Consider the following 22,667-nt stretch of genomic DNA (forward strand, 5'->3'; position numbering starts at 1 on the left):
TAACTACCAATTATACTGCTTTCGGGTCTAATGCAATAGCAGGACTCATTGTGCTTGTAAGGTGAATACCTTTGATGTATGTACCTTTAGCAGCAGTTGGTTTAAGTTTTATTAATGTTTGAATAATTTCGTGTGCGTTGTCAACAATCTGCTCAGCTCCAAAAGAAACTTTACCGATTCCTGCATGTACGATACCAGTTTTATCAACTTTAAAGTCAATTTTACCAGCTTTAACTTCTTGAACAGCTTTAGCAACATCCATAGTTACTGTACCTGTTTTAGGGTTTGGCATTAAACCTCTAGGTCCTAAAATACGACCTAATGGACCTAATTTACCCATAACAGCTGGCATAGTGATGATAACATCAACATCAGTCCAACCGTCTTTAATTTTTTGTAAGTAATCGTCAAGACCAACGTGATCTGCTCCAGCTTCTCTTGCTTCAGCCTCTTTATCTGGAGTAACCAATGCTAATACTTTAACGTCTTTTCCTGTTCCATGAGGTAAAGTTACTACACCTCTCACCATTTGATTCGCTTTTCTAGGGTCTACACCTAAACGAACTGCGATATCAACAGACTCATCAAATTTTGCAGAAGCAACAACTTTCAATAATGCAGCAGCATCTTTTAGAGAGTATAATTTGTTCTTTTCAATTTTTGAAGCAGCCTCTTTTTGCTTTTTTGTTAATTTTGCCATGTCTTTTTCTTAATTAAAAAGGAGCATCTCCTGATACAGTTATACCCATAGATCTAGCTGTTCCAGCAACCATACTCATAGCTTTCTCAATTGTAAAAGCATTTAAGTCTGGCATTTTGTCTTCAGCAATAGTTCTAATTTGTTCCCAAGTAACGCTAGCTACTTTTTTACGATTAGGCTCACCAGAACCAGATTTTAGCTTTGCAGCTTCCATTAACTGAACTGCTGCTGGAGGAGTCTTAACAACAAAATCGAATGATTTGTCTTTGTACACAGTGATTTGCACTGGACAAATTTTGCCAGGTTTATCCTGAGTTCTAGCATTAAATTGCTTGCAAAACTCCATGATATTAACCCCAGCAGCTCCTAAAGCAGGTCCAACCGGTGGCGACGGGTTCGCAGCACCTCCCTTAACTTGTAGTTTAACTACCTTACTAATTTCTTTAGCCATTTTTAAAAAATTTAACACCGCAATCAATGGAAGCGACTACGATGGTTTATTATAGTGTAACAAAAATTATACTTTTTCTACTTGCATAAAACTCAATTCTAATGGCGTTTTTCTTCCGAAAATCTTAACCATAACCTCAAGTTTACGCTTCTCTTCATTGATTTTCTCAACAGATCCATTGAATCCGTTAAAAGGCCCATCAATTACTTTTACAGTTTCACCAACACTAAATGGTATAGAGCGAGTATCCGTATTAACAGTAAGCTCATCTACTTTACCTAGCATTCGATTAACCTCAGAAAGTCTCAAAGGAACAGGTTCACCTCCCTTTGTTTCTCCTAAAAATCCAATAACGCTTGTAATCGACTTAATAATATGAGGTATCTCACCAACTAAGTTAGCCTCGATCATAACATATCCAGGAAAATAAACTTTATCCTTAGATGATTTTTTCCCATCTTTTACAGTAACCACTTTTTCAGTAGGAACCAAAACCTGAGAAACATAATCCTCCATACCTAATCTCGCAATTTCAGTCTCGATATAAGCTTTCACTTTATTCTCTTGACCACTAACTGCTCTAACTACGTACCATTTTTTCACATTATTATCTGCCATCACAAAAAATTACCCTTTTAACCATTTAAAAAATCCAGCTAAAGCTTTTGCAAAAAATTCGTCTACTCCCCAAGTTGCCAAAGCAAATAGAACCGAAAATACAGCTACAACAATTGTCAATTTCTGAACTTCAGCCCATGCAGGCCAAGTAACATTTGACTTTAACTCTTCGAAAGCCTCTGATAAATAATTAGTAACTTTTGTCATTTGATCTGTTTTTTATTGCACGGGCGGAGGGATTCGAACCCCCATCAACGGTTTTGGAGACCGCTATTCTACCCTTGAACTACGCCCGTAATTAAAAGCCAGTGATTTCAGTTATGAAAATCAGCTGGCTTTTTATAATTGTTTATAGGATTATCCTACGATTTCAGTCACCTGACCTGCTCCTACTGTTCTACCACCTTCACGGATAGCGAAACGTAAACCAACGCTCATTGCGATTGGGCTTAATAAAGCAACATTGATAGTCAAGTTATCTCCTGGCATTACCATCTCTACTCCTTCTGGTAAAGTAATAACCCCTGTTACGTCAGTTGTACGTACGTAGAACTGTGGACGGTAGTTATTGTGGAATGGAGTATGACGTCCACCTTCTTCTTTTTTCAAGATATAAACCTCAGCTTTGAAAGTAGCGTGTGGTTTTACTGATCCTGGCTTAATGATAACCATTCCTCTTTTGATAGATTCTTTATCAATACCTCTTAACAATAAACCTACGTTATCTCCAGCTTCTCCTCTATCAAGGATTTTACGGAACATCTCAACTCCTGTAATAGTAGAAGTTAATTTATCAGCTCCCATACCAATGATTTCAACAGCATCACCTGTATTAGCAATACCAGTTTCGATACGACCTGTAGCAACAGTTCCACGACCTGTAATTGTAAATACATCCTCAACTGGCATCAAGAATGGTTTAGCAACGTCACGCACTGGCTCTTCGATCCAAGCATCAACTGCATCCATTAATTCAATGATTTTTGGCACCCAAGCAGGATCATTATTCAATCCTCCTAAAGCAGAACCTTGAACTACAGGACCATTATCTCCATCATATTCGTAGAAAGATAATAAATCTCTAATTTCCATTTCAACAAGCTCTAATAACTCAGCATCATCAACCATATCCACTTTGTTCATGAAAACAACGATTCTTGGAATACCAACCTGACGACCTAAAAGGATGTGCTCACGAGTTTGTGGCATTGGACCATCTGTAGCAGCAACTACCAAGATAGCTCCGTCCATTTGAGCAGCACCAGTAACCATGTTCTTAACGTAATCCGCGTGACCTGGACAGTCAACGTGAGCGTAGTGACGGTTAGCTGTTTCATACTCTACGTGTGATGTATTAATAGTAATACCTCTTTCTTTCTCCTCTGGAGCGTTATCGATTTGATCAAACGATTTTGCTTGACAGTAACCAGCATCTGACAATACTTTAGTGATTGCAGCAGTTAATGTAGTTTTTCCGTGATCTACGTGTCCAATTGTACCTATGTTTAAGTGCGGTTTGGAACGATTAAAATTCTCCTTTGCCATTTTACTTAATTTTTAATCTTAGTTATATATTAATTTTCAATTTCCTACTTACTTGAGCCAATGTCGGGATTTGAACCCGAGACCTCTTCCTTACCAAGGAAGCACTCTACCCCTGAGCTACACCGGCAGAGAGTTCTGATTTTAGACTTTTGAATTTAGACCCAGACCTTAATCCGAAATCTACAATCCAAAATCTTAACTTCTTTTTTTTGTGGGGAGAGCAGGATTCGAACCTGCGAAGTTCACACAGCAGATTTACAGTCTGCCCTCGTTGGCCGCTTGAGTATCTCCCCTTTTTAATAATTTTATAATTTTAGTTTTCAACCTTTAGATTTCTCTAAAACAAAACCCAATATCCTAAAACATTATTTTTCAATACTTTAAAAGAACAAATTTCAAATCGCATTTGAAATATTTTTGAGCCGATAGAGGGACTCGAACCCACGACCTGCTGATTACAAATCAGCTGCTCTAGCCAGCTGAGCTACATCGGCGAATACATTAAAAAAGTCCGCTATTTCTAACGGACTGCAAATGTAGCTATTTTATCTTTTAATCAAAACATTTTTCGAAAAAAATTTCAATTAAATATGCGCTCTTATTTTTTCTTTCCTTTTTACAAGTAAACGCTCTAAAGATTCTGCCGAAAGCTCAACTGCTTCTTCAAAAGTTTTGCACTGCTTTTTAACCAAAAACTCATCCCCAGGTACATTAATCTTTATCTCCACCACCTTATTCTCTTTATCACTGGTTCTTTCAACTTTTAAAAAAACGTCAGACGAGACTACGCGATCGTAGTATTTTTCCAATTTACCCATTCTTTCTTGGATAAAATCGACCAACTTTCTGTCAACAGTAAAGTTAACTGCATGAACATCTACCTTCATAATACTTATTTTAGGGTTAAACATTAAGAATCATCGTTTATTCCTAGGATGCGCATCACCATATACCTTTTTTAATTCTGCCAAACTATTATGAGTATAAACCTGTGTCGAAGCAAGACTAGAATGCCCCAATAATTCTTTAACTGAATTCAAATCCGCCCCATTATTCAGCAAGTGAGTCGCAAAGGTATGCCTAAGCACATGCGGACTCTTTTTCACCTTTTCCGAGACCCTACTAAAGTAAGAATTTATTAATCGATACACAAAAGATTCACTCAATTTTAACCCTTTTTTCGAAATAAAAAAATAATCAGAATCTACTATACTTTCCACCTCCCGCCTTTCGCTCAAATACAGATTCACATTTTCTGCCACAACAGGCAAAACCGGAATAAGACGCTCTTTATTGCGCTTTCCCAAAACCTTTATGACATTCGAAGACAAATCGACATTATAAATCATCAAATGTATCAACTCAGCCCTCCGCATTCCCGTACTGTAAAACAAATCCACAATCAGCCTATCCCTCACCTCTTCAAAACCAGACGCCTCACCTACCACCTTCATCAAATCGCCTAATTCTTTTTCAGAAAAAGGAACCTGAACAATCTTTGGCGTTTTCAAAGCTTTATGCTTTAGCATCGGATTAACATCAATCTGCTTCGTTTTTAAAAGAAACTTAAAAAAGGCTTTCAAAGAAGCCATTTTCCTGTTTACAGAAACATTCGAAACGCCATCATCAACCAGCGAAACAATCCAGCTTCTTATCTGACCATAATTCACCCTATCAATACAATCTTGCTCAAAACGATCTTTATTAAAAGATTCAAAAAACGAAATATCATTCAGATATGCACTTACAGTATGAGGAGAATATTTTTTCTCCAGCTCCAGATAATCCCGAAAAGCTTCTTTATTTGTTTTCACCTCTAAATTCATTTAACAAAAAGACACAAAAAAACCGTCAGCATCAAAATTAGTTCATTTTGACCACTAACGGTAATTTATTTTAAGCTAAGCTGTATATTAACTCTCTAGGCTATCTCTCAAACCTTGAATGTAAGCAGCTTTTTGAATTTGAGCTCTTTTGATAACAGAAGGCTTAATAAAAGCAGTACGTGCTCTTAATTGACGAACAGTTCCTGTTTTATCAAATTTTCTTTTATAGCGCTTTAATGCTCTATCGATATTTTCTCCGTCTTTAATTGGTATAATTAACATAATATAGACACCTCCTCTCGTTAAGGCTGCAAATGTAAAAATTAATTATGAATTACAATTATCTTTTTGCTGTTTTTTTTTCAAGAGCATAGAATACAGAAAAAAGAAAATAGACTTTATTGCTCAACTTCTTTATTCTTTATTCTTTATTCTTTATTCTTTATTCTTTATTCTTTATTCTTTATTCTTTATTCTTTATTCTTTATTCTTTATTCTTTCAGCAGATTTCTTGAAATAACAAGTTTTTGAATTTCTGTTGTTCCTTCTCCTATTGTACATAGCTTGGCATCTCTGTAAAATTTCTCTACTGGGTAATCTTTGGTAAATCCGTAACCGCCATGAATCTGCACAGCGTCATTTGCTATTTTCACACAAACCTCAGATGCATACATTTTTGCCATTGCACCGTTAACCGTTACTGGTTTGTGTTTTTCTTTCAAAAACGCCGCCTTATGCAGTAATAGCTCAGACGCTTCGATTTCTGTCGCCATATCTGCCAACTTAAAAGAAATGGCCTGAAAATTCCCAATCGCCTGACCAAACTGATGTCTTTCCTTTGAATATTTAAGTGCCGCTTTATAAGCTCCTTTTGAAATCCCTAGTGACAAAGCACCTATCGATATTCTGCCTCCATCTAAAATTTTCATAGCTTGAACAAAGCCTTCTCCAACCTCTCCTAATCGGTTCTCGTCGGGAACACGACAGTTATCAAAAACTAATTCTGCTGTTTCACTGGCACGCATTCCGAGTTTGTTTTCTTTCTTACCTGACGAAAAGCCTTTCATTCCTTTTTCAAAAACAAAAGCGGTCATTCCCTTAGAATCTCCCTTTTCTCCCGTACGCACCACTACCACAGCAACATCACCAGAAACGGCATGCGTAATGAAATTTTTCGCTCCATTTACCACCCAGTAATCTCCATCTTTAACGGCAGTAGTATTCATTCCGCCGGCATCAGAACCTGTATTGTGTTCTGTCAGACCCCAAGCGCCAATAAATTCTCCCGAAGCCAGTTTAGGGAGCCATTTCTTTTTTTGAGTCTCATTTCCAAAAGTCAAAATATGATTGGTGCATAAGGAATTGTGCGCAGCAATAGAAAGCCCGATTGAAGGATCTACTTTTGAGATTTCTTCGATAACCGTAATATATTCATGATACCCCAAACCTGCACCTCCATATTCTTCCGGCACCAAAACACCCATAAATCCCATTTCGCCAAGTTGCTTAAACAAAGGAACTGGAAAAATTTGCGCTTCATCCCACTCCATTATATTAGGCCTGATATTTTTTTCTGCAAAATCTTTTATTGACTGCTTAATCAACAGTTGCGTTTCATTATATTCAAAATTCATAATAAACTTTCTTTTTTAGAACTTCAAATATAAACTAATTATTTTTGCTTTTTCAACAGGAAAACCTTTAATTTTTGCCAAATCTTCAATATTATTAAAATTTCCGTTCATGCTGCGATATGTCACAATTTGTTTTGCCAACCCATAATTAAAATAAGGAAACTGACTTATTTCTTTAAGCGATGCTTCATTAATTTCTATTTTCTTAATATTATCTGAGGTTGTAATTTTAAAACGAGCGTTTAATTCCGTAATAACTTCCGGAGAAAGTCCCCAAACATCGTTAAGCTGTTCCATTGAGACGAAACTTCCAAAGATTTCTTTTTGTTTTAAAATTCTTTTCGAAAGCGCCTCGCCAATTCCATAAATCTTCATTAAATCATCCTGGCCTGCTTCGTTGAGATTCATCACTACAATCTTCTCTTTTTTGACACTATTATTATAGGTATAAGTTTCTTTATTCTTCTCTGAATTTTTATGCTGTGTCCATTCTGGGAATTTAAACAGAGGTGAAATCACTCGCAATAAAGAATCTGAGATTTTGGTAACCTGTTGAAACTCCTCTGCCGAATTCACAAATTTATTTTGTTTTCTAAATGCCAACAGACGATCTATTTCTGCAACCGACATTCCTAGTTTGTAAGCCTTATAATCTGAAATAAAATTGGGATTAAATAAATACACTTTGTTTTCTGTCTTATATTTTTCAGATTTCAAACTATCTATTTCAGATTGCAGCCCAAGCCATTTTTCCTGTTCTGGAAATTTTTCCTGCAGATTATCAAAATCTACATAGAAATAAGCAAATTGCAGTGCACATATAATCACAAACAAAAACAGCAAGCCTGTTTTCTGCTGATTCGTGTAATCAAAATAAGGCTTTAAAAAACGTAAATTCATCATTAATACAATTTAGCAATTAAATAAAAGTCAAAGCTTTTAAATATACACCTCAAAATTATTAAGAAAAATAGTAAATTTTATAAACTTTACGGAATTATTTATTCTGCTGTTAAATCACAATTAAATTGATGAAATTCAACTGCCAAACAAGATTAACTGCGTCTTCTGTAAAAAAAATAAACATTTTATAACTTAAAACATGATAATTGTTTTTATTTTTTATAAAAAACGATACATTTGGAGCTTAATAACAAATAAACCAATAAAATAGTATGTCAATCTGGAGAGTTAAACCAATATCTGCCTTTGAGGCTGATATGAAAAAAAGTGATTTAAAACGAGTACTTACAAGATGGGGACTAACCTCATTAGGAATTGGAGCAATAATCGGTGGAGGTATTTTCACTTTAACAGGTATTGCCGCTCATGATTATGCAGGCCCAGCCTTGGCGTTATCCTTTGTTATTGCAGGTATAGGTTGTTTATTTGCTTCTCTTTGTTATGCTGAATTTGCCTCTGTATTGCCGGTAGAAGGTTCTGCGTATGCGTATGCCTACGGAACAATCGGCGAAATTTTTGCTTGGTTCATAGGCTGGAATTTAATTCTGGAATACATGATGGGAGCTACGACCGTCGCCGTCGCCTGGAGTGGTTATTTTGTAAAACTGTTGCACTTGTTTGGAATTAATATACCCATATGGCTTTGTAATGACTTACACACAGCCACAGAAAAAATACTAGAACACAATAAAGCTTTCCCAAATGATTTAATTGACGTTCCTACATTTGCCTTTAATTTACCTGCTTTTATAATCACATGGATTGTAACTGCAATTCTTGTAAAAGGAATTAAAGAAGCCGCTAGCACAAATAATATGATTGTAATTATTAAAATTGCGGTAGTGCTTTTTGTAATTGTTTGTGGTGCTTTTTATATCAATTCAGACAACTGGTATCCATTTATTCCCACCGAAGTACCAGCTCTTGACTCTCTTGGAAATGCAACCGGAAAAATGAATTTCGGTTTTGGAGGTGTATTGACCGCCGCTACAATTGTATTCTTTGCTTATATCGGATTTGATGCTGTGTCTACTCAGGCAGGAGAAGCTATTAACCCTAAGAAAGACGTTCCTTTTGCTATTATTGCTTCTTTAGTAATTTGTACCATTCTTTATATTCTTGTTTCATTAGTATTAACAGGTATGGTTCATTACGATCAACTAGACAAAGCTGCTCCTGTGGCTTCTGCTTTTAGTGAAAACGGATTAACATGGGCTGTATTTATCATTACTATAGCCGCAACTGCAGGACTAACTTCTGTAATGCTTGTAATGATGCTTGGTCAGACACGTATTTTCTTAGGAATGTCTAAAGATGGTTTATTGCCTCCATTTTTCAGTAAACTTCATACTAATTTTAAGACTCCTTATAAAAGCACTTTTTTAGTTGGTACAATTATTTCTATTGTTGCTGCCCTTACACCAATTGAGAAAGTCAGCGAAATGTGTAGCATGGGAACATTATTAGCATTTGGAATGGTGTGTGTTGCCGTGATGATTCTTAGATACAAAAAACCAGAATTAGAAAGACACTACAAAACTCCTGCGGTATATCTTGTTGGAACACTTGGTGTTTGTTTTAATTTATTCTTAATGACTCAAGTAAGACATGAAACTTGGATTGCATTTTTATGCTGGGGAACTTTAGGTATTATTGTATATTTTGCTTACAGCAAAAAAAGAGCAAGACTTAATAATCCAGAAAACAATACTGAAGAAATAAACTAATATTTCGCCATCAAAACTAAAAAAAACCTGTTAATCGTATTAACAGGTTTTTTTATGGCTTCTCTCGTCCTAAAAACAGTTGACTATATAATTAAGTTAATTATGTAACCAACAAGCGAAGAATTTAAAAGACCGAGGGATTCAAAAAAACTTGAATTGGGCTTATTTTGTAAAGCAGATCTTCGCCCTCGTTACTAAATCAGAGTGCATTTTTCAGGACAAAACAAAACCTGATTCTTTGATAGATTTTATATTAAAAACCTCTTTTTATACTTACTTTTTTTTCAAAAAAAAATCTTTCTACTCTTAGATTAACTGGAATTATTATCGAAGACAAGCGGAAAGTTTATAGATTAAAAAATTAAGGTCGGAATCGCCTATCATTTTTAAACCACTAATAAACAATAATTTAACACCCTAAAAACTTCCTTGCAATAAAATACAAGGACTAACGTAAAAAACAAATCAAAATCGAGCCAATACTGAACATTGAATTGATTTTATTTTTACATTCTTTTGCAAACAAATTACTACATTTGAAAAAAAAAATTAGACTTGATATCAGGTCTAATTTTTTTTTAACCAAACCCATTCAATTAACATTTTTCAACCAATACTCTAAATGAAAATTAGAAAAATCGCCCCAAACGAAGACTTAGCGGCAGCAACAAACAAGAAAAAAGGAAATCGTTACAAATTTGTTGTAATCGGTATTATCTTGCTCTCAGCCGCAGGATTTTTAGGATTTAAATATTTCAAACCTAAAACCGAAACTATTTGTTTAGGCACAGACACCAAAATCTATGACACTTACAAAGATGCAGTTGTACTTATAAAACATAGATATGGCTATTTTGCCAAAATTAATGGAAAAGAAATTCAACTTAGCGCTGAGGACGCTAAACAAGAAACAATTTACGGAACTGGCTTTTTTATTGATAAAAACGGAAACATGCTAACCAATAGACATGTTTTACAGCCATGGAATTCATCAGATGAAGAAAGCGACAAAGTAAATACCACTATCCGAAATCTAAGAATGAAGGTTGCCTCTATTCTTACTACCGATGTTTCTGAAGATGAGTATGAAAGTTTTATCAGCAGAAACTGGTCGCATGCTTCAATATCATACAATGAAAGTGAAGAAGAGGGAGATTATGAGGAATCAAGCGAAGAAACTAGTGAATCAGCGGGTGAAGAATTTGTTAGTTCAGATGAAACAGAAACAACAACAGATACAGCATCAACTGATATTGCAGCATCTATTCCTGTAAAAGAATATGTTTCTATAGACAATATTGAAGTATATGTAAAAACCTTAGAACTTCAAGTAGCTCTTCACGACTCTAATGATGAGTGGATTGATTGCGAAATTAAAAAAGTGTCGGAAGACAACAATATAGATTTAGGCATTTTGAAATTGGTTGATCAAAGTACTCCAGGAACTGTTAACAATGTAATCGATCTTGATAATGCAGTTGAAAACGATTCTTCATTAGTACCAGGACAAAAGGCAATTATGGTAGGATATCCATTAGGAATGGATTTGGCACAAACAAATTCAGGTATAAAAGTGCAACTTTACAACGGTCAAATAAGTAAAGAATCAGACGGCAATAAAATTCAATACAGCATAACTTCTACACATGGTGCTAGCGGTGCGCCAGTTTTTAATGAATGTGGTCAGCTGATTGCGATTAATTTCAGTGGAGTAGATCAGGTTCAAGGCATAAATTTTGGAATTGTAGCTAAGCATATCAACTCTCTGTAATTTGAAAAATTACAAAAAAACTTTCAAAATAAAAGATTTTTCCTACATTTATAATCGAATAAAAAATCACGCTTATTAATTATGAATAAAATTCTTACTATCTGTGCACTACTATTCTTTAGTGCCGCTTTTTCACAGATTCCAACTCTGGATGTCGAAAATCAGAAAAAAAACTCAGTAACCCTACAGGATGTAGAAATTGAAACCAAAATTTTAGGAAATCTTGCAACAACAACTGCAACATATATATTCTATAACTCTAGTGACCGAATTCTAGAAGGGAATTTTACGCTTCCGCTGCCTGAAGGAGTGAGCATAAGCGGCTATGCTTTAGACATAAATGGAAGTTTAAGGGAAGCCGTTCCTGTTCCAAAAGAACGAGCTAAAGAAGTATTCGAAAGCATCGAAAAAAGAAATGTAGATCCTGGTATTATTGAAAAAGTAACTGGAAATAATTTCAGAACCAGAATTTATCCAATTACAGCGAAAGGCAGCAGAATGATTCAGATTACTTATAATCAGGAATTAAAAAACTCTGCTACCGATTATCTGTATTTTTTAAGTTTTGGCAATGCAGTCAATATTCCAAAATTTAATCTGAAAGTATTGATTAATGAAAGTCTGACAACTCCTAAAATTACGGAAAATCCAGATGGGAGTTTTGCTTTTCAAAAAAAAGGAAATCAATGGGTAGCTGAAATCAACAAAAGAAATTTTACGCCAAGCGAAAGCCTTAAAATTACGATTCCAAAGGTAAACGAATCTTCTAATGTGCTGCTTCAGAAAACTTCTGACGATAAGTTTTATTTTGCAACAAATGTTTCGATGAATATTCCAATAAAGGAAAAAACAAAATCTCAAAAAATTGCAATTATCTGGGATAATTCATTCAGCGGATCGAAGAGAAACATTCAAAAAGAATTGGACTTCCTTAATGCTTATTTTGCAGAGAATAAGGATATCGCAGTATCTTTTGTTCTTTTGAATAATATTCTCGAAAAAACAGAAGAATTTACCGTTTCTGGAGGAAATTGGAACGTATTAAAAGACAGAATTCTTAATCTGAAATATGATGGTGGAACCGACTTTAGTGCCTTAAAAGAAATTTCACAAATAGACGAATACCTTTTATTTTCTGACGGGATTTCGAATTTTGGTGATTTGACTTTAAAATTCAAAAAACCTGTCAACAGCATAACAAGCACGCCGACTTCCGATTTTAATCTGCTTAGACTTTTAGCTTTACAATCAGGAGGAAATTTTATAAATCTTAACGAATTAGATACGCAATCTGCTCTAAAAACGTATAAAAGATTGCCTATTATCTTTTTAGGATTTAAAGAAAACAATACCATTCAGGAATTGTTTCCAAACGTTGGAACGGCAGTAAACGAACCAGTCAATTTATTTGGAATTTCAGCACCAAATTTGGGCAAACTTACCGCTGTTTTTTCAGTAGGAAATAAGAAATTCGAAGTTCCTGTAGATTTTAATAACGCTACACAAGTAGATAATTGGCCTATTGCACAATTTTGGGCACAACGAAAAATTAATGATCTTGAACTTAATTCGACTCAAAACCGTGATGAAATAAAAAATCTAAGCGAACAGTTTGGGGTCGTAAGCAAGAATACAAGCCTTATAGTATTGGAAGACGTTAATGATTATGTACGTTTTGGAATCACACCTCCAGAAGAATTATTATCAGAATACAACAAAATCGTTTCGCAAAACAAAAGGCAAATTTTAGAAAAAAGAAAAAATCTTCTATCCAAAGCTTTTGATGTAACTCGTGAACTGACAACTTGGTGGAATTCTGAATTTAAGGCTACAGAAAAAAAACAGTATCCTAAAATTTCTAAACAGTCACAAAAATTGTCTTCAGAAGAAAGTGTTGTTAGCGATAACGCTGTATATTCTGCAGAAAGAGAGAGCAGATCAGGCGATAAAAAAACATCTACAGGTAAAATAACTTTAGTAGATGTAGAAAGTACTCAAGAGTATATGAAAGATTTTCAGTCTTTACAATCGCCTGAATTGATTTACCAGAAATATCTTGAAAATCGCCCTAAATATGAAAAACAGGTAACTTATTATTTTGATGTTTCAAAACTGTTATTCAGAAAAGGTGATAAAGTTCTTTCTTTAAAGGTTTTAAGTACATTAGCTGAACTGGATTTAGAAAATGAAGAATTATACAAAACAATATCTTATCTATTAAAACAGAGAGGTAATTATGATAAAGAATTGTGGATTACCCAAAAGATTCTAGAATGGAGACCATTTGACACTCAAAGTCACAGAGATTATGCATTGGCTTTGGTTGACAATAAAAAACCTCAAGAGGCTCTTAACGTATACAAATCAATGCTTTATCAGGAATATACAGATGAAATTTCTGTTAGAGATAATGGTATCGAAGAGATTTTGATTATGGAAATCAATAATATTTTGAGCCAGAACAAAAATGTCGATGCAAGCAAAGTTGATGACCGTCTAAAAGCAAATCTTCCTGTTGACATCCGTGTGGTAATCAACTGGAATAAAGACAATACCGATATCGATCTTTGGGTTACCGATCCAAGAGGAGAAGATTGTTCTTACTCGCATAAATCGACAGAAATCGGAGGGAGATTAAGCAACGATTTCACCCAAGGTTTTGGTCCTGAACAGTTTTTACTAAAAAAAGCTATCAAAGGGAAATATAAAATTAAAACCAACTTTTTTGGCGAAAGACAAAACATTTTGTCTGGTCCAACGACTATTATGGCCGAAGTGTACCTTTACTATTCTGATGGAAGACAAGAACGAAAAATTGCTGTTTTTCAGAGTCAAAAAGAAAACAAGCGTGAAAACGACAGTAAGATTCTAATTGGAGAATTTGAATTTTAGAAGTTACAAAGCTTATTAATATTCAAACCCGATAGGTTTTATAAACCTATCGGGTTTCGTTTTTTACTCTTTTAGAAAGAATATTTCGCCAATTTCTTATCATAAATATCCAGTACTTTTGTGCTTTCTCTTGGAATTTCTCCCTGCCATTTATCTTCTACAGAAGGATTTGATGGATATTTCCCATTTTTCATTTTTACGAGATGAAATAAACCGCCGCTTTTCATCAAAAGATCATAAAACTTTTCTGTTGCTGATGTTTTAACCAAAATTGGAAAATCGGTTACTGAAAACTTATTGATTTCACTTCCATCATTATTCAAAATTAAACCTGAACAGCCTCCAGTTCCACAAAAATAGGAATTTGAAAAACCTACAAAATATTCATCCTTTCCGTCATTATTCAGATCAAAAGCTTCGTAGTAAAAATAGCGATCTTCTTTTGTCATTGCAGCTAAATCTTTTTTCAGCAAAACATTCAATTGTTTTCGAATCAGTGCAACGGCTTTATCATCTTCTGGTGGCGCATCGCTTAAATCTGCTGTTCCTCCAATCGTTTTAGACAAAGTATCCCGAACAATTATTTTGACAATATTTTTCGATTCGTTTTTATTTTGACAGGAATTCAATGTCAAAATTCCGACTAGAATTATAATCTTATTTTTCATAATCGTTTTTTTAGGTTAAGCATTTAACAACCTCAACTGGTTTTAGAAACCTGTAAATTGCTATTTTAGACTAATAAAGCGGCTTTATTTTCAATATCATTTTGCGCCACTAATGATTTTATATTATTAAAAGTTACTAACGCAATCTGCGTTAAAGCTTCGTTGGTGAAAAACGCTTGATGCGCTGTTACTAAAACATTCGGAAAACTCATCAAACGCTGAATGGCATCATCCTGAATAATATCTGCAGAAAGATCTCTAAAGAATAATTTTTCTTCCTGTTCGTAAACATCAATTCCGAGATAACCGATTTTACCTTCCTTTAATCCTTCAATTACACAGGCCGTTTCTATTAATCCGCCACGGCTGGTATTGATGATCATAACATTTTCTTTCATTACAGCAATCGAGGTTTTATTGATTATGTGTTTCGTTTGATCATTTAGCGGGCAATGCAATGAAATAATATCACTTGATTTGAAAATCTCTTCCAATCCCACAAAAGAAACACCATCTTTTATCATTTCTTCACTCTCAAAAATGTCATAAGCCAAAACTTTACAGCCAAAACCTAGAGCAATTTTAGCGAATGCTTTACCAATATTTCCTGTTCCAATAATTCCGATAGTTTTTCCAAACAAATCAAAACCCAATAAACCATTTAGAGAAAAATTCTGTTCACGAACTCTATTATAAGCTTTGTGTGTTTTTCGATTTAATGTCAAAATCATTGCCATGGCGTGCTCTGCGACTGCCTGAGGAGAATAAGCTGGAACGCGGCATACTTTTAAATTGTATTTTTTTGCTGCTTCCAAATCGACATTGTTAAAACCAGCACAGCGTAAAGCAATGATTTTTACTTTCTTTTCTGCCAATTGCTTAATAACTGACTCGTTTACAATATCATTCACAAAAACACATACAATTTCGCATTCTTCGATTAAAGCAACGGTCTGCGGATTAAGCTGTGTTTCAAAAAAATCTAATTGAAAACCAAAATCAGAATTGTATTGATTAAAAAAAGTTTTATCGTAAGGCTGGGTAGAAAAAAAGGCTATTCTATTCATGGAAAGTAGGATTTAGTTCTAGTTCTAAATTTGTTAATACCTTAAAAATACGCAAATTTTTCGTGCTTTTAAACAGCAAATCCGATTTTAAGATATTCGCTATCAATTTGTTAAAAAAATTATAATTCTAAAACTTCAATTAAACCAATTATAACGATTAAAGTCTAATTCCTATAAACAATTAAAAAACTTACATCATGAAAAAACTATTAATTGCGGCTTTGTTATTTGTTGGAATAGCAGGTTTTGCACAAGACAGAAGAGAAAAATTGACTCCTGAACAGCGTAATGAAAAACAGCTTCAAAAATTGACTTCAGAATTAAATCTGGATGCTAGCCAACAATCTCAGGTAAAACAACTTTTGGCTGAAAGAAGTGCTAAAGCTGAAAAATTCAAAGAAGCGAGAAAAGACAGAAAAGACAGCAACGTAAAACCTACTGCTGAAGAAAAAGCGGCCTTCAAAAAACAAATGGAAGACGAAGCAACTGCAAATGATGCTAAAATGAAATCAATCTTAAAAGCAGACCAATATACCAAATGGAAAACGCTTCAAGAAGAGAAAAAAGACAAGATGAGGGATAAAATGAAAGAACGAAAAGAAAAAATCTAAACAAAAAAAAGAGGCTTAAAAGCCTCTTTTTTTGTTTTTGCAATTCTATTACTTAGGATCTAAAATCAAATCTATTCGTTTGATGCAGTCTTCGTAATGATATTTTGTTTCTGTGTTTACAGCTCCTGCTTTTGCTGCTGAAAGCGATCTTTTTAATGCTGTTAATTCGCCTCGAACCAAGGCTCTCAAATCAGATTGCGAAACATTGTAATAAACTGTAAATCTATCATTTGGCTTTATTTCTTCTGTCATTAAAAATGCCATTCTATCAATATATCCACGCTGGAGATTTCTTCTGTAAATGCTTACATTTGATGCAGCTGCAGTTTCTTTCCAAATTCCTCTTCGTAAATCTTTAAAGAAATCCAAAGCTTTATACGTATCAGCGCCCAGAATTTCGTTATCCATTAACCTTCCGATACGCGCTAAGCTCATTAGATTATTCAGATGTCTTACTTGTATATTTCTAAACTTCTCGGTATAACCAGCATAATCTGTATTTTTCAGATTGTTTAGATTTACAATCCAAGTCGGAGAAGCAAAGGCTTTTTCTTGAAGCCAGTTCATTGCTTCAATCTGTTTCGCTTTTGGCACCACTTCGTATACATTTCCAGTTTGGTTTGGTCGTTTTGTATTTTCGTAAACTCCGCCTACATTGGTTACTACATGGCCGACATAACGTCCCCAAACATCTAGCAATTCCTTGTATAATTCATCTAAATCTTCATATTTATTGGTTACACTGCTGGTCCATTCGCTTAAATGCGCAGCTACATATTCTAGGTTTTTAAGTCCGTATGAACTTGCTTTCATCGAATTGTTTCCAATATCTTCTGTTTGTGATGAAGGATCGAAAGTGCTGCTTTGTTTTCCGAATTTATAAACTGGATTTCCTGCTTTTTCTAAAATCCATTTGTCCAAAACAGCTGTTTCTGCTTCAGGCGATTTTGCATCAGGAATCACTCTATATCCCCAATTTAAGGCATAATAATCGTATTCGCCCATCTTTCTGATAAAACGAATGTTTTTATCGCCTGGCTGTGCAATATAATTGTAACGAGCATAATCCATAATACTCGCTGCGATTCCGTTTTCTTGCGTAAATTCTCCATTTCTGTAACTTTCGGTGTCATATGCGCAACTTGCTCCCATATTATGCGGAAATCCTAATGCATGACCTACTTCATGCGCAATTACCATTCGCATCATTTCTCCCATTTCTTCATCACTGGTCTGCAAAGTTCTCGCTTTGGGATTTGCTGCACCTGTTTCAAGCAAATATCTGTTTCTGTACGAGCGTAAATGATTGTGATACCAAATAACATCACTCTCTATAATCTCGCCTGTTCTAGGGTCAGAAACGCTTGGTCCGACCGCATTTCTTGTTGTACTGGCTACATATCGAATAACAGAATAACGTACATCTTCTGGACTAAAATCAGGATCTTCTTCTTTTGTCGGCGCATCTTTTGCTATAATCGCATTTTTAAATCCAGCCGCTTCAAAAGGTTTCTGCCATTCTTCGACACCTTGTTTGATGTATTTTTTTAGTTTTTCTGGTGTCGCAGGATCTAAATAGTAAACAATTGGTTTTACTGGTTCTACCAATTCTCCTCTTGCATACGCTTCTGGATCTTTAGGTTCCAATCTCCAACGGCGGATGTAGGTTTTAAGATCTGATTTTAATTCATTACTTCCATAATCATACTGGCTTACGGTGAACCAGCCTACGCGCGAATCAAAAATTCTTGGTTTCATCGGAACTTCAGGCAATAAAATCATAGATTGATTCATCTGAATACTTATTGTTTCTGTATCTTCCAACATTGACGGTTTTGAAGCGTTATAAGTCATATCCTGAATCACTTCAATATTCATCGGAAAACTTTTCATTGCCGTAATAAAAGTTCTCGAGTCGTCAAGCCCTTTTACTTTGTATGTTTCACGCATTTCTGCAGAAATACCGCTTATTGCTTTTACATCTGTACTGTAAAATTTGGTTACATCGATAACAGTATTTGCCGAATCTTTGCTGAAAGCCACGATATCAAAAGCATATAAAGTCGGCTCATAATTGTTGGCTTTGACCGAAATACTAATTGGCAAGCTATCATTTGCTACAGCATTAAATGATTTCGACTTGATTAAAATCTTATCCTGAAAACGCTGCCATACAATCAATTGTTCGTTGGTTTCAGAACCTGCGTTCACATAGCCTCCACCCAAATTAGAAGGAAGTTTTGCCAATCGGCTCACTAAAAGCATGTCTTTGTCCAGATATTTATTTGGAATCTCGAAGTAGTATTTTTTATCTACTTTATGAACCGTAAAAAGACCTTCGTCTGACACAGCCGATTTGGTAATTACTTTGCTGTATTCCTTAATTCCCGATTCTGGTCTCTTATCTGGAGTTGGAGCAACAGCTTCTTCATTTTTTTTAGATTTTTCTTTTTTGGATTGAGCGGTCTGAACAGCAGGTAGCAATAACAAAAATGCCGAAGCTGCACAAATGAAAAATTTATTCATTTATTGAACTTTTAATGATTATCTGCTAACAAAAATAATTTTTTATTCCAATTATATAGAAACTCTAATGATGTTTAACACTTCATCCTTTTCCGAAAAACGATAAAATCCAATCATAAAAAAAGGTCTAACAGCATCCTGTTAAACCTTTTGATTTTGTTTTTATTTCGAAATTAAAATGTTTTAGAAACCTTGTCAATTGCATTAATGGTAAAATCTAAATCTTCATAAGTCAATGCATCTGTAATAAACCAAGTTTCATACGCCGATGGTGCGATATAAATACCTTCCTGCAATAATCCGTGGAAGAATTTTTTAAATGTTTCGTTATCTCCTTTTGCTGCAGTTTGAAAATCAGTCACAGGGTTTTCATCAAAGTGAACAGAAATCATAGAACCTACTCTATTGATGGTAAACACAACATTATTTGCTTTTAAAACCTTGTCGATTCCTGCTTCTAAATAAGCTGTTTTTTCTTCTAAACGAGTAAAGATTGCTCTGTCATTATCTAAAGCTTTCAACATTGCCAATCCCGCCGCCATTGCTAACGGATTTCCAGATAATGTTCCTGCCTGATAAACTGGTCCAAGAGGCGCTAAATAGTTCATGATTTCTTCGCGTGCCGCAAAAGCTCCAACCGGAAGTCCACCACCGATAACTTTACCGAAAGTGACGATATCAGCATCAATACCATATAATTCCTGAACACCACCGCGAGCCAAACGGAAACCTGTCATTACCTCATCAAAAATCAATAAGATTCCGTTTGCTGTACACAATTCTCTCAATCCTTCAAGGAAACCTTTTGCAGGCGGAATACAACCCATATTTCCTGCAACTGCTTCGATAATAATGGCTGCGATTTCTCCTTTATTTGCTTCAACTAATGTTTTTACATTTTCTAAATCATTGTATTTTGCTAATAAAGTATCTTTTGCTGTTCCCTCCGTAACTCCAGGACTATTTGGAGAACCAAAAGTTACAGCCCCGCTTCCAGCCTGAATCAAAAATGAGTCAGAATGTCCGTGGTAACAACCAGCAAATTTTACAATTTTATCTCTTTTTGTAAATCCTCTTGCCAAACGAATGGCACTCATACAAGCTTCTGTTCCTGAATTTACAAAACGAATTTTATCTATATTCGGAACCATAGAAACGGCTAGAGCAGCAATTTCTGTTTCCAATTCTGTAGGCATTCCAAATGAAGTTCCCAGTTTTGCTTTTTCGATTACGGCGTCAACAACCGGCTGATACGCATGACCTAAAACCATTGGTCCCCAAGAGTTGATGTAATCTATTAATTTGTTTCCATCTTCATCATATAAATAAGCGCCTTTAGCACTTTTTACGAAAATTGGAGTTCCGCCAACGGCTTTAAACGCTCTAACTGGTGAATTTACTCCTCCCGGAATTACTTTTTCTGCTGCAGCAAAAAGCTGACTACTTCTTTTATATAACATTATAATATTAGATTTCTGATATTAGATTTTAGATTGTTTGAAAACTGAGACTGAACACTAAAAACTGAACACTGATTACTTAACTCTAAGCCTCTGTCCAATCGAAATAGCGTTATCAGTTAGGTTGTTCTTTTTCTTCAAATCATCGACTAACAAATTGAATTTCTTTGAAATCGAATATAAAGTATCGCCTTTCTGTACTTCATATAAATTAGGGTCGTTTGAATTTGAGTTCGATGGAGTGCTTTTTGCAGGAGCTGATGTGTTTATTGGTGTATAATTTTTTCCGGTAACCTGACAATCGTACTGATGAAGATTATAACGCTCTATATAACTGATTAATTTCTCTGGATAATTTGGATCTGTAGCATAACCACAAGCTCGTAAACCTTTTGCCCAAGCTTTGTAATCGTCTTTTTCATAAGCAAATAACGATTCATATCTTTTTTTTCCGACCAAAAACAAAGCATGATCTCTGTAAGATTCTGATGCCTGTGGGTATTTTCTAAAACATTCTTGAGCGGCATCATCATCATGGCGAACGCTCTCTCCCAGCCAGTCTTTGTGGCATTTTATTCCGAAATGATTATTGGCCTCAATTGCTAAATCTCCTTTACCTGCGCCCGATTCTAAAATTCCCTGCGCTAAAATGATACTTGCTGGAATTCCGTAAGTTTTCATATTTCCCATTGCAATTTCTTTGTATTGCAATACATAATCGGTGATTACGTTGTTGGTGACAACTGTTTTTGATGTAGATTGAATAACCTCAGTTGTATTATTGGTAGAAGGATAGTTTTTAACGGTTTTTACAGGCTTCTTGGTTGCCGTGACTCTCGCTTTCTGAGCTGCCGCTTTTTGAGTCGTCGCGATAGCTGGCTTGCTCGAAGAACAACTCGCCAAAACTAGTACTGTAAAGAGCAATACAATTTTTTTAATCATTGGTTTTGAGTATTGGTAATTTTTTCTGCTTCAACTTTATATTCATTCCTTTAATTCCTTGTAATCCACCTGTATGAATGAGTAAAATTTTTGAATGTGCGGGAAAATAATTCTTGCTGATTAAATCTATAACGCCAAAAACCATTTTTCCTGTATAAATTGGATCTAAGGGCACTTTTGTTTTTTCAAAAAAAGCATTGATAAATTCAATTAATTCTAAATTTATCTTGCCATAACCTCCAAAATGATAGTCAGAAATTAAATTCCAGTTATCTTTTTTTGCAAAAATACGAATTTCATCGTTTAAAAAGTCACCTTTTAACGCCGGAAAGCCCAAAATCTTCTGATTTGGCAATGCACTATTGATTAATCCCGAAATCGTGCCGCCTGTTCCAACCGCACAACATACGTAATTAAAAACCGAATCTTCTTCTGTCAAAATCTCTTCACAGCCTTTTACTGCAAGTTCGTTTGTACCGCCTTCGGGAACTAAATAAAAATCGCCAAACTTGTCTTTTAATTTTTCTATAAAAGAGATTTCACTCTTTAAACGATAGTCTTCTCTGGAAACAAATTCGAACTTCATTCCGTTTTCCTGAGCAAATTTCAAAGTTGGGTTTTCTTCAATTTTATCAGACAATTCGTCTCCGCGAATGATTCCAATTGTTTGAAATCCCTGCTCTTTTCCTGCATAAGCTACTGCAGCAATATGATTGGAAAAAGCGCCACCAAAAGTTAGTAAAGCGCCTTTGTTTTCGGCTTTCGCCTGAAGTAAATTGTATTTTAATTTTCTGAATTTATTTCCCGAAACAAATGGATGAATTAAATCTTCACGTTTTATCGTCAAAGAAATGTCATTCGGAAAACTGATATTTATAGGTTGATTGAAAACTGGATTCATTTTGATTTGATGTAATGTAGAAACTGAAAAAATGATCGGTTTTTCAGATAGTTTAAGTCTCTTTCTTTTTCGTAAGCTTCTCTTTCAAAACTAATATTTCGATACGCCAAAGCGCCGTTTTTATATTGAATTAAACGAATTAAATACTCCAAAAAATACCATATATAAAACGGAATTACTAAAAGTTCTAATTGCTGTCTTAAATGAATTTTTTCATGATTAACGAAAACTTCATTCGTCTTATCAAAATCATATTTTACAATTACGAACGGAAATACAGCCATTCCACGATATCCTTTCGGAATTAAATATTTGGCAACAATCAGAAACATTGGCTGTAAAATTTATAAATTTGTAGCTATAGA

21 protein-coding genes and 4 tRNA genes are annotated in these 22,667 nt (G+C 34.7%); 4 read left to right on the top strand and 21 right to left on the bottom strand.

The window, feature by feature from the left end; all coding sequences use genetic code 11:
* Positions 1-10 precede the first annotated feature (10 nt).
* From rplA to ACFFLS_RS09595, 14 genes are all read right to left on the bottom strand, one after another.
* Positions 11-700: a 50S ribosomal protein L1 gene (gene rplA, locus ACFFLS_RS09530; RefSeq protein ID WP_012024013.1), complete on the bottom strand. Its 690-nt coding sequence runs from the start codon at positions 698-700 to the stop codon at positions 11-13.
* 13 nt (positions 701-713) lie between these two features.
* A complete protein-coding gene (gene rplK, locus ACFFLS_RS09535; RefSeq protein ID WP_008466923.1) occupies positions 714-1,151 on the bottom strand; it encodes a 50S ribosomal protein L11 in 438 nt (145 codons plus the stop codon).
* 66 nt (positions 1,152-1,217) lie between these two features.
* Positions 1,218-1,769 (bottom strand): transcription termination/antitermination protein NusG, encoded by a 552-nt coding sequence (gene nusG / locus ACFFLS_RS09540; protein WP_135222010.1) that lies wholly within the window; start codon positions 1,767-1,769, stop codon positions 1,218-1,220.
* Positions 1,770-1,778: 9 nt separating this feature from the next.
* Positions 1,779-1,976 carry a preprotein translocase subunit SecE gene (gene secE / locus ACFFLS_RS09545; protein ID WP_135221835.1) on the bottom strand — a complete coding sequence of 66 codons (198 nt, stop codon included), beginning with the start codon at positions 1,974-1,976 and terminating at the stop codon, positions 1,779-1,781.
* An 18-nt stretch (positions 1,977-1,994) separates the two neighbouring features.
* Positions 1,995-2,065: transfer RNA gene (locus ACFFLS_RS09550), tRNA-Trp, on the bottom strand.
* 61 nt (positions 2,066-2,126) lie between these two features.
* On the bottom strand, positions 2,127-3,314 hold the full coding sequence (gene tuf / locus ACFFLS_RS09555; protein WP_089059268.1) for an elongation factor Tu: 1,188 nt from the start codon (positions 3,312-3,314) through the stop codon (positions 2,127-2,129).
* Between the two features lie 55 nt (positions 3,315-3,369).
* A tRNA-Thr gene (locus ACFFLS_RS09560) sits at positions 3,370-3,441 on the bottom strand.
* 85 nt (positions 3,442-3,526) lie between these two features.
* Positions 3,527-3,607 (bottom strand) — tRNA-Tyr (locus tag ACFFLS_RS09565).
* A 127-nt stretch (positions 3,608-3,734) separates the two neighbouring features.
* Positions 3,735-3,808 (bottom strand) — tRNA-Thr (locus ACFFLS_RS09570).
* 90 nt (positions 3,809-3,898) lie between these two features.
* The gene (gene hpf, locus ACFFLS_RS09575; protein ID WP_379685276.1) at positions 3,899-4,201 is read right to left on the bottom strand and encodes a ribosome hibernation-promoting factor, HPF/YfiA family; all 303 of its coding nucleotides are present in this window, start codon (positions 4,199-4,201) and stop codon (positions 3,899-3,901) included.
* A gap of 30 nt (positions 4,202-4,231) precedes the next feature.
* Positions 4,232-5,128 carry a tyrosine-type recombinase/integrase gene (locus ACFFLS_RS09580; protein ID WP_379685274.1) on the bottom strand — a complete coding sequence of 299 codons (897 nt, stop codon included), beginning with the start codon at positions 5,126-5,128 and terminating at the stop codon, positions 4,232-4,234.
* Positions 5,129-5,227: 99 nt separating this feature from the next.
* Positions 5,228-5,422 (bottom strand): 30S ribosomal protein S21, encoded by a 195-nt coding sequence (gene rpsU, locus ACFFLS_RS09585; protein WP_115889621.1) that lies wholly within the window; start codon positions 5,420-5,422, stop codon positions 5,228-5,230.
* Positions 5,423-5,631: 209 nt separating this feature from the next.
* A complete protein-coding gene (locus ACFFLS_RS09590) occupies positions 5,632-6,774 on the bottom strand; it encodes an acyl-CoA dehydrogenase family protein (RefSeq protein ID WP_379685272.1) in 1,143 nt (380 codons plus the stop codon).
* Between the two features lie 15 nt (positions 6,775-6,789).
* Positions 6,790-7,677: a ComEA family DNA-binding protein gene (locus tag ACFFLS_RS09595; RefSeq protein ID WP_379685270.1), complete on the bottom strand. Its 888-nt coding sequence runs from the start codon at positions 7,675-7,677 to the stop codon at positions 6,790-6,792.
* A gap of 272 nt (positions 7,678-7,949) precedes the next feature.
* Between ACFFLS_RS09595 and ACFFLS_RS09600 the strand changes: the two genes are divergently transcribed.
* From ACFFLS_RS09600 to ACFFLS_RS09610, 3 genes are all read left to right on the top strand, one after another.
* Entirely contained in the window at positions 7,950-9,464 is a 1,515-nt protein-coding gene (locus ACFFLS_RS09600; RefSeq protein WP_379685268.1) for an APC family permease, read from the top strand.
* Between the two features lie 622 nt (positions 9,465-10,086).
* Positions 10,087-11,235, top strand: a complete 1,149-nt coding sequence (locus ACFFLS_RS09605; protein WP_379685266.1) for a S1 family peptidase — start codon at positions 10,087-10,089, stop codon at positions 11,233-11,235.
* 81 nt (positions 11,236-11,316) lie between these two features.
* Positions 11,317-14,127: a DUF2135 domain-containing protein gene (locus ACFFLS_RS09610; RefSeq protein ID WP_379685264.1), complete on the top strand. Its 2,811-nt coding sequence runs from the start codon at positions 11,317-11,319 to the stop codon at positions 14,125-14,127.
* Positions 14,128-14,198: 71 nt separating this feature from the next.
* On the opposite strand, the gene ACFFLS_RS09615 is transcribed toward ACFFLS_RS09610, so the two are convergent.
* Both ACFFLS_RS09615 and ACFFLS_RS09620 read right to left on the bottom strand, forming a co-directional pair.
* A complete protein-coding gene (locus ACFFLS_RS09615) occupies positions 14,199-14,795 on the bottom strand; it encodes a hypothetical protein (protein WP_379685262.1) in 597 nt (198 codons plus the stop codon).
* A 65-nt stretch (positions 14,796-14,860) separates the two neighbouring features.
* Positions 14,861-15,862 (bottom strand): 2-hydroxyacid dehydrogenase, encoded by a 1,002-nt coding sequence (locus ACFFLS_RS09620; protein WP_379685260.1) that lies wholly within the window; start codon positions 15,860-15,862, stop codon positions 14,861-14,863.
* A gap of 197 nt (positions 15,863-16,059) precedes the next feature.
* On the opposite strand from ACFFLS_RS09620, the gene ACFFLS_RS09625 reads away from it, so the two are divergent.
* Positions 16,060-16,473: a DUF4890 domain-containing protein gene (locus ACFFLS_RS09625; protein ID WP_379685258.1), complete on the top strand. Its 414-nt coding sequence runs from the start codon at positions 16,060-16,062 to the stop codon at positions 16,471-16,473.
* 48 nt (positions 16,474-16,521) lie between these two features.
* Here the strand turns inward: ACFFLS_RS09625 and ACFFLS_RS09630 are convergent, their stop codons facing one another.
* From ACFFLS_RS09630 to ACFFLS_RS09650, 5 genes are all read right to left on the bottom strand, one after another.
* Complete coding sequence (locus ACFFLS_RS09630; RefSeq protein ID WP_379685256.1) at positions 16,522-18,999, bottom strand: zinc-dependent metalloprotease; 2,478 nt, start codon at positions 18,997-18,999, stop codon at positions 16,522-16,524.
* A gap of 173 nt (positions 19,000-19,172) precedes the next feature.
* A complete protein-coding gene (hemL, locus tag ACFFLS_RS09635) occupies positions 19,173-20,459 on the bottom strand; it encodes a glutamate-1-semialdehyde 2,1-aminomutase (protein ID WP_379685254.1) in 1,287 nt (428 codons plus the stop codon).
* Positions 20,460-20,534: 75 nt separating this feature from the next.
* Positions 20,535-21,401, bottom strand: a complete 867-nt coding sequence (locus ACFFLS_RS09640) for a glucosaminidase domain-containing protein (RefSeq protein WP_379685252.1) — start codon at positions 21,399-21,401, stop codon at positions 20,535-20,537.
* Positions 21,394-22,302 carry a 1-aminocyclopropane-1-carboxylate deaminase/D-cysteine desulfhydrase gene (locus tag ACFFLS_RS09645; protein ID WP_379685250.1) on the bottom strand — a complete coding sequence of 303 codons (909 nt, stop codon included), beginning with the start codon at positions 22,300-22,302 and terminating at the stop codon, positions 21,394-21,396. The genes ACFFLS_RS09640 and ACFFLS_RS09645 overlap by 8 nt, the downstream gene beginning before the upstream one ends.
* Positions 22,299-22,634: a hypothetical protein gene (locus tag ACFFLS_RS09650; protein WP_379685248.1), complete on the bottom strand. Its 336-nt coding sequence runs from the start codon at positions 22,632-22,634 to the stop codon at positions 22,299-22,301. The genes ACFFLS_RS09645 and ACFFLS_RS09650 overlap by 4 nt, the downstream gene beginning before the upstream one ends.
* Between the last annotated feature and the right edge of the window lie 33 nt (positions 22,635-22,667).

The organism is Flavobacterium procerum (assembly GCF_042431625.1).
Lineage (GTDB): Bacteria > Bacteroidota > Bacteroidia > Flavobacteriales > Flavobacteriaceae > Flavobacterium > Flavobacterium procerum.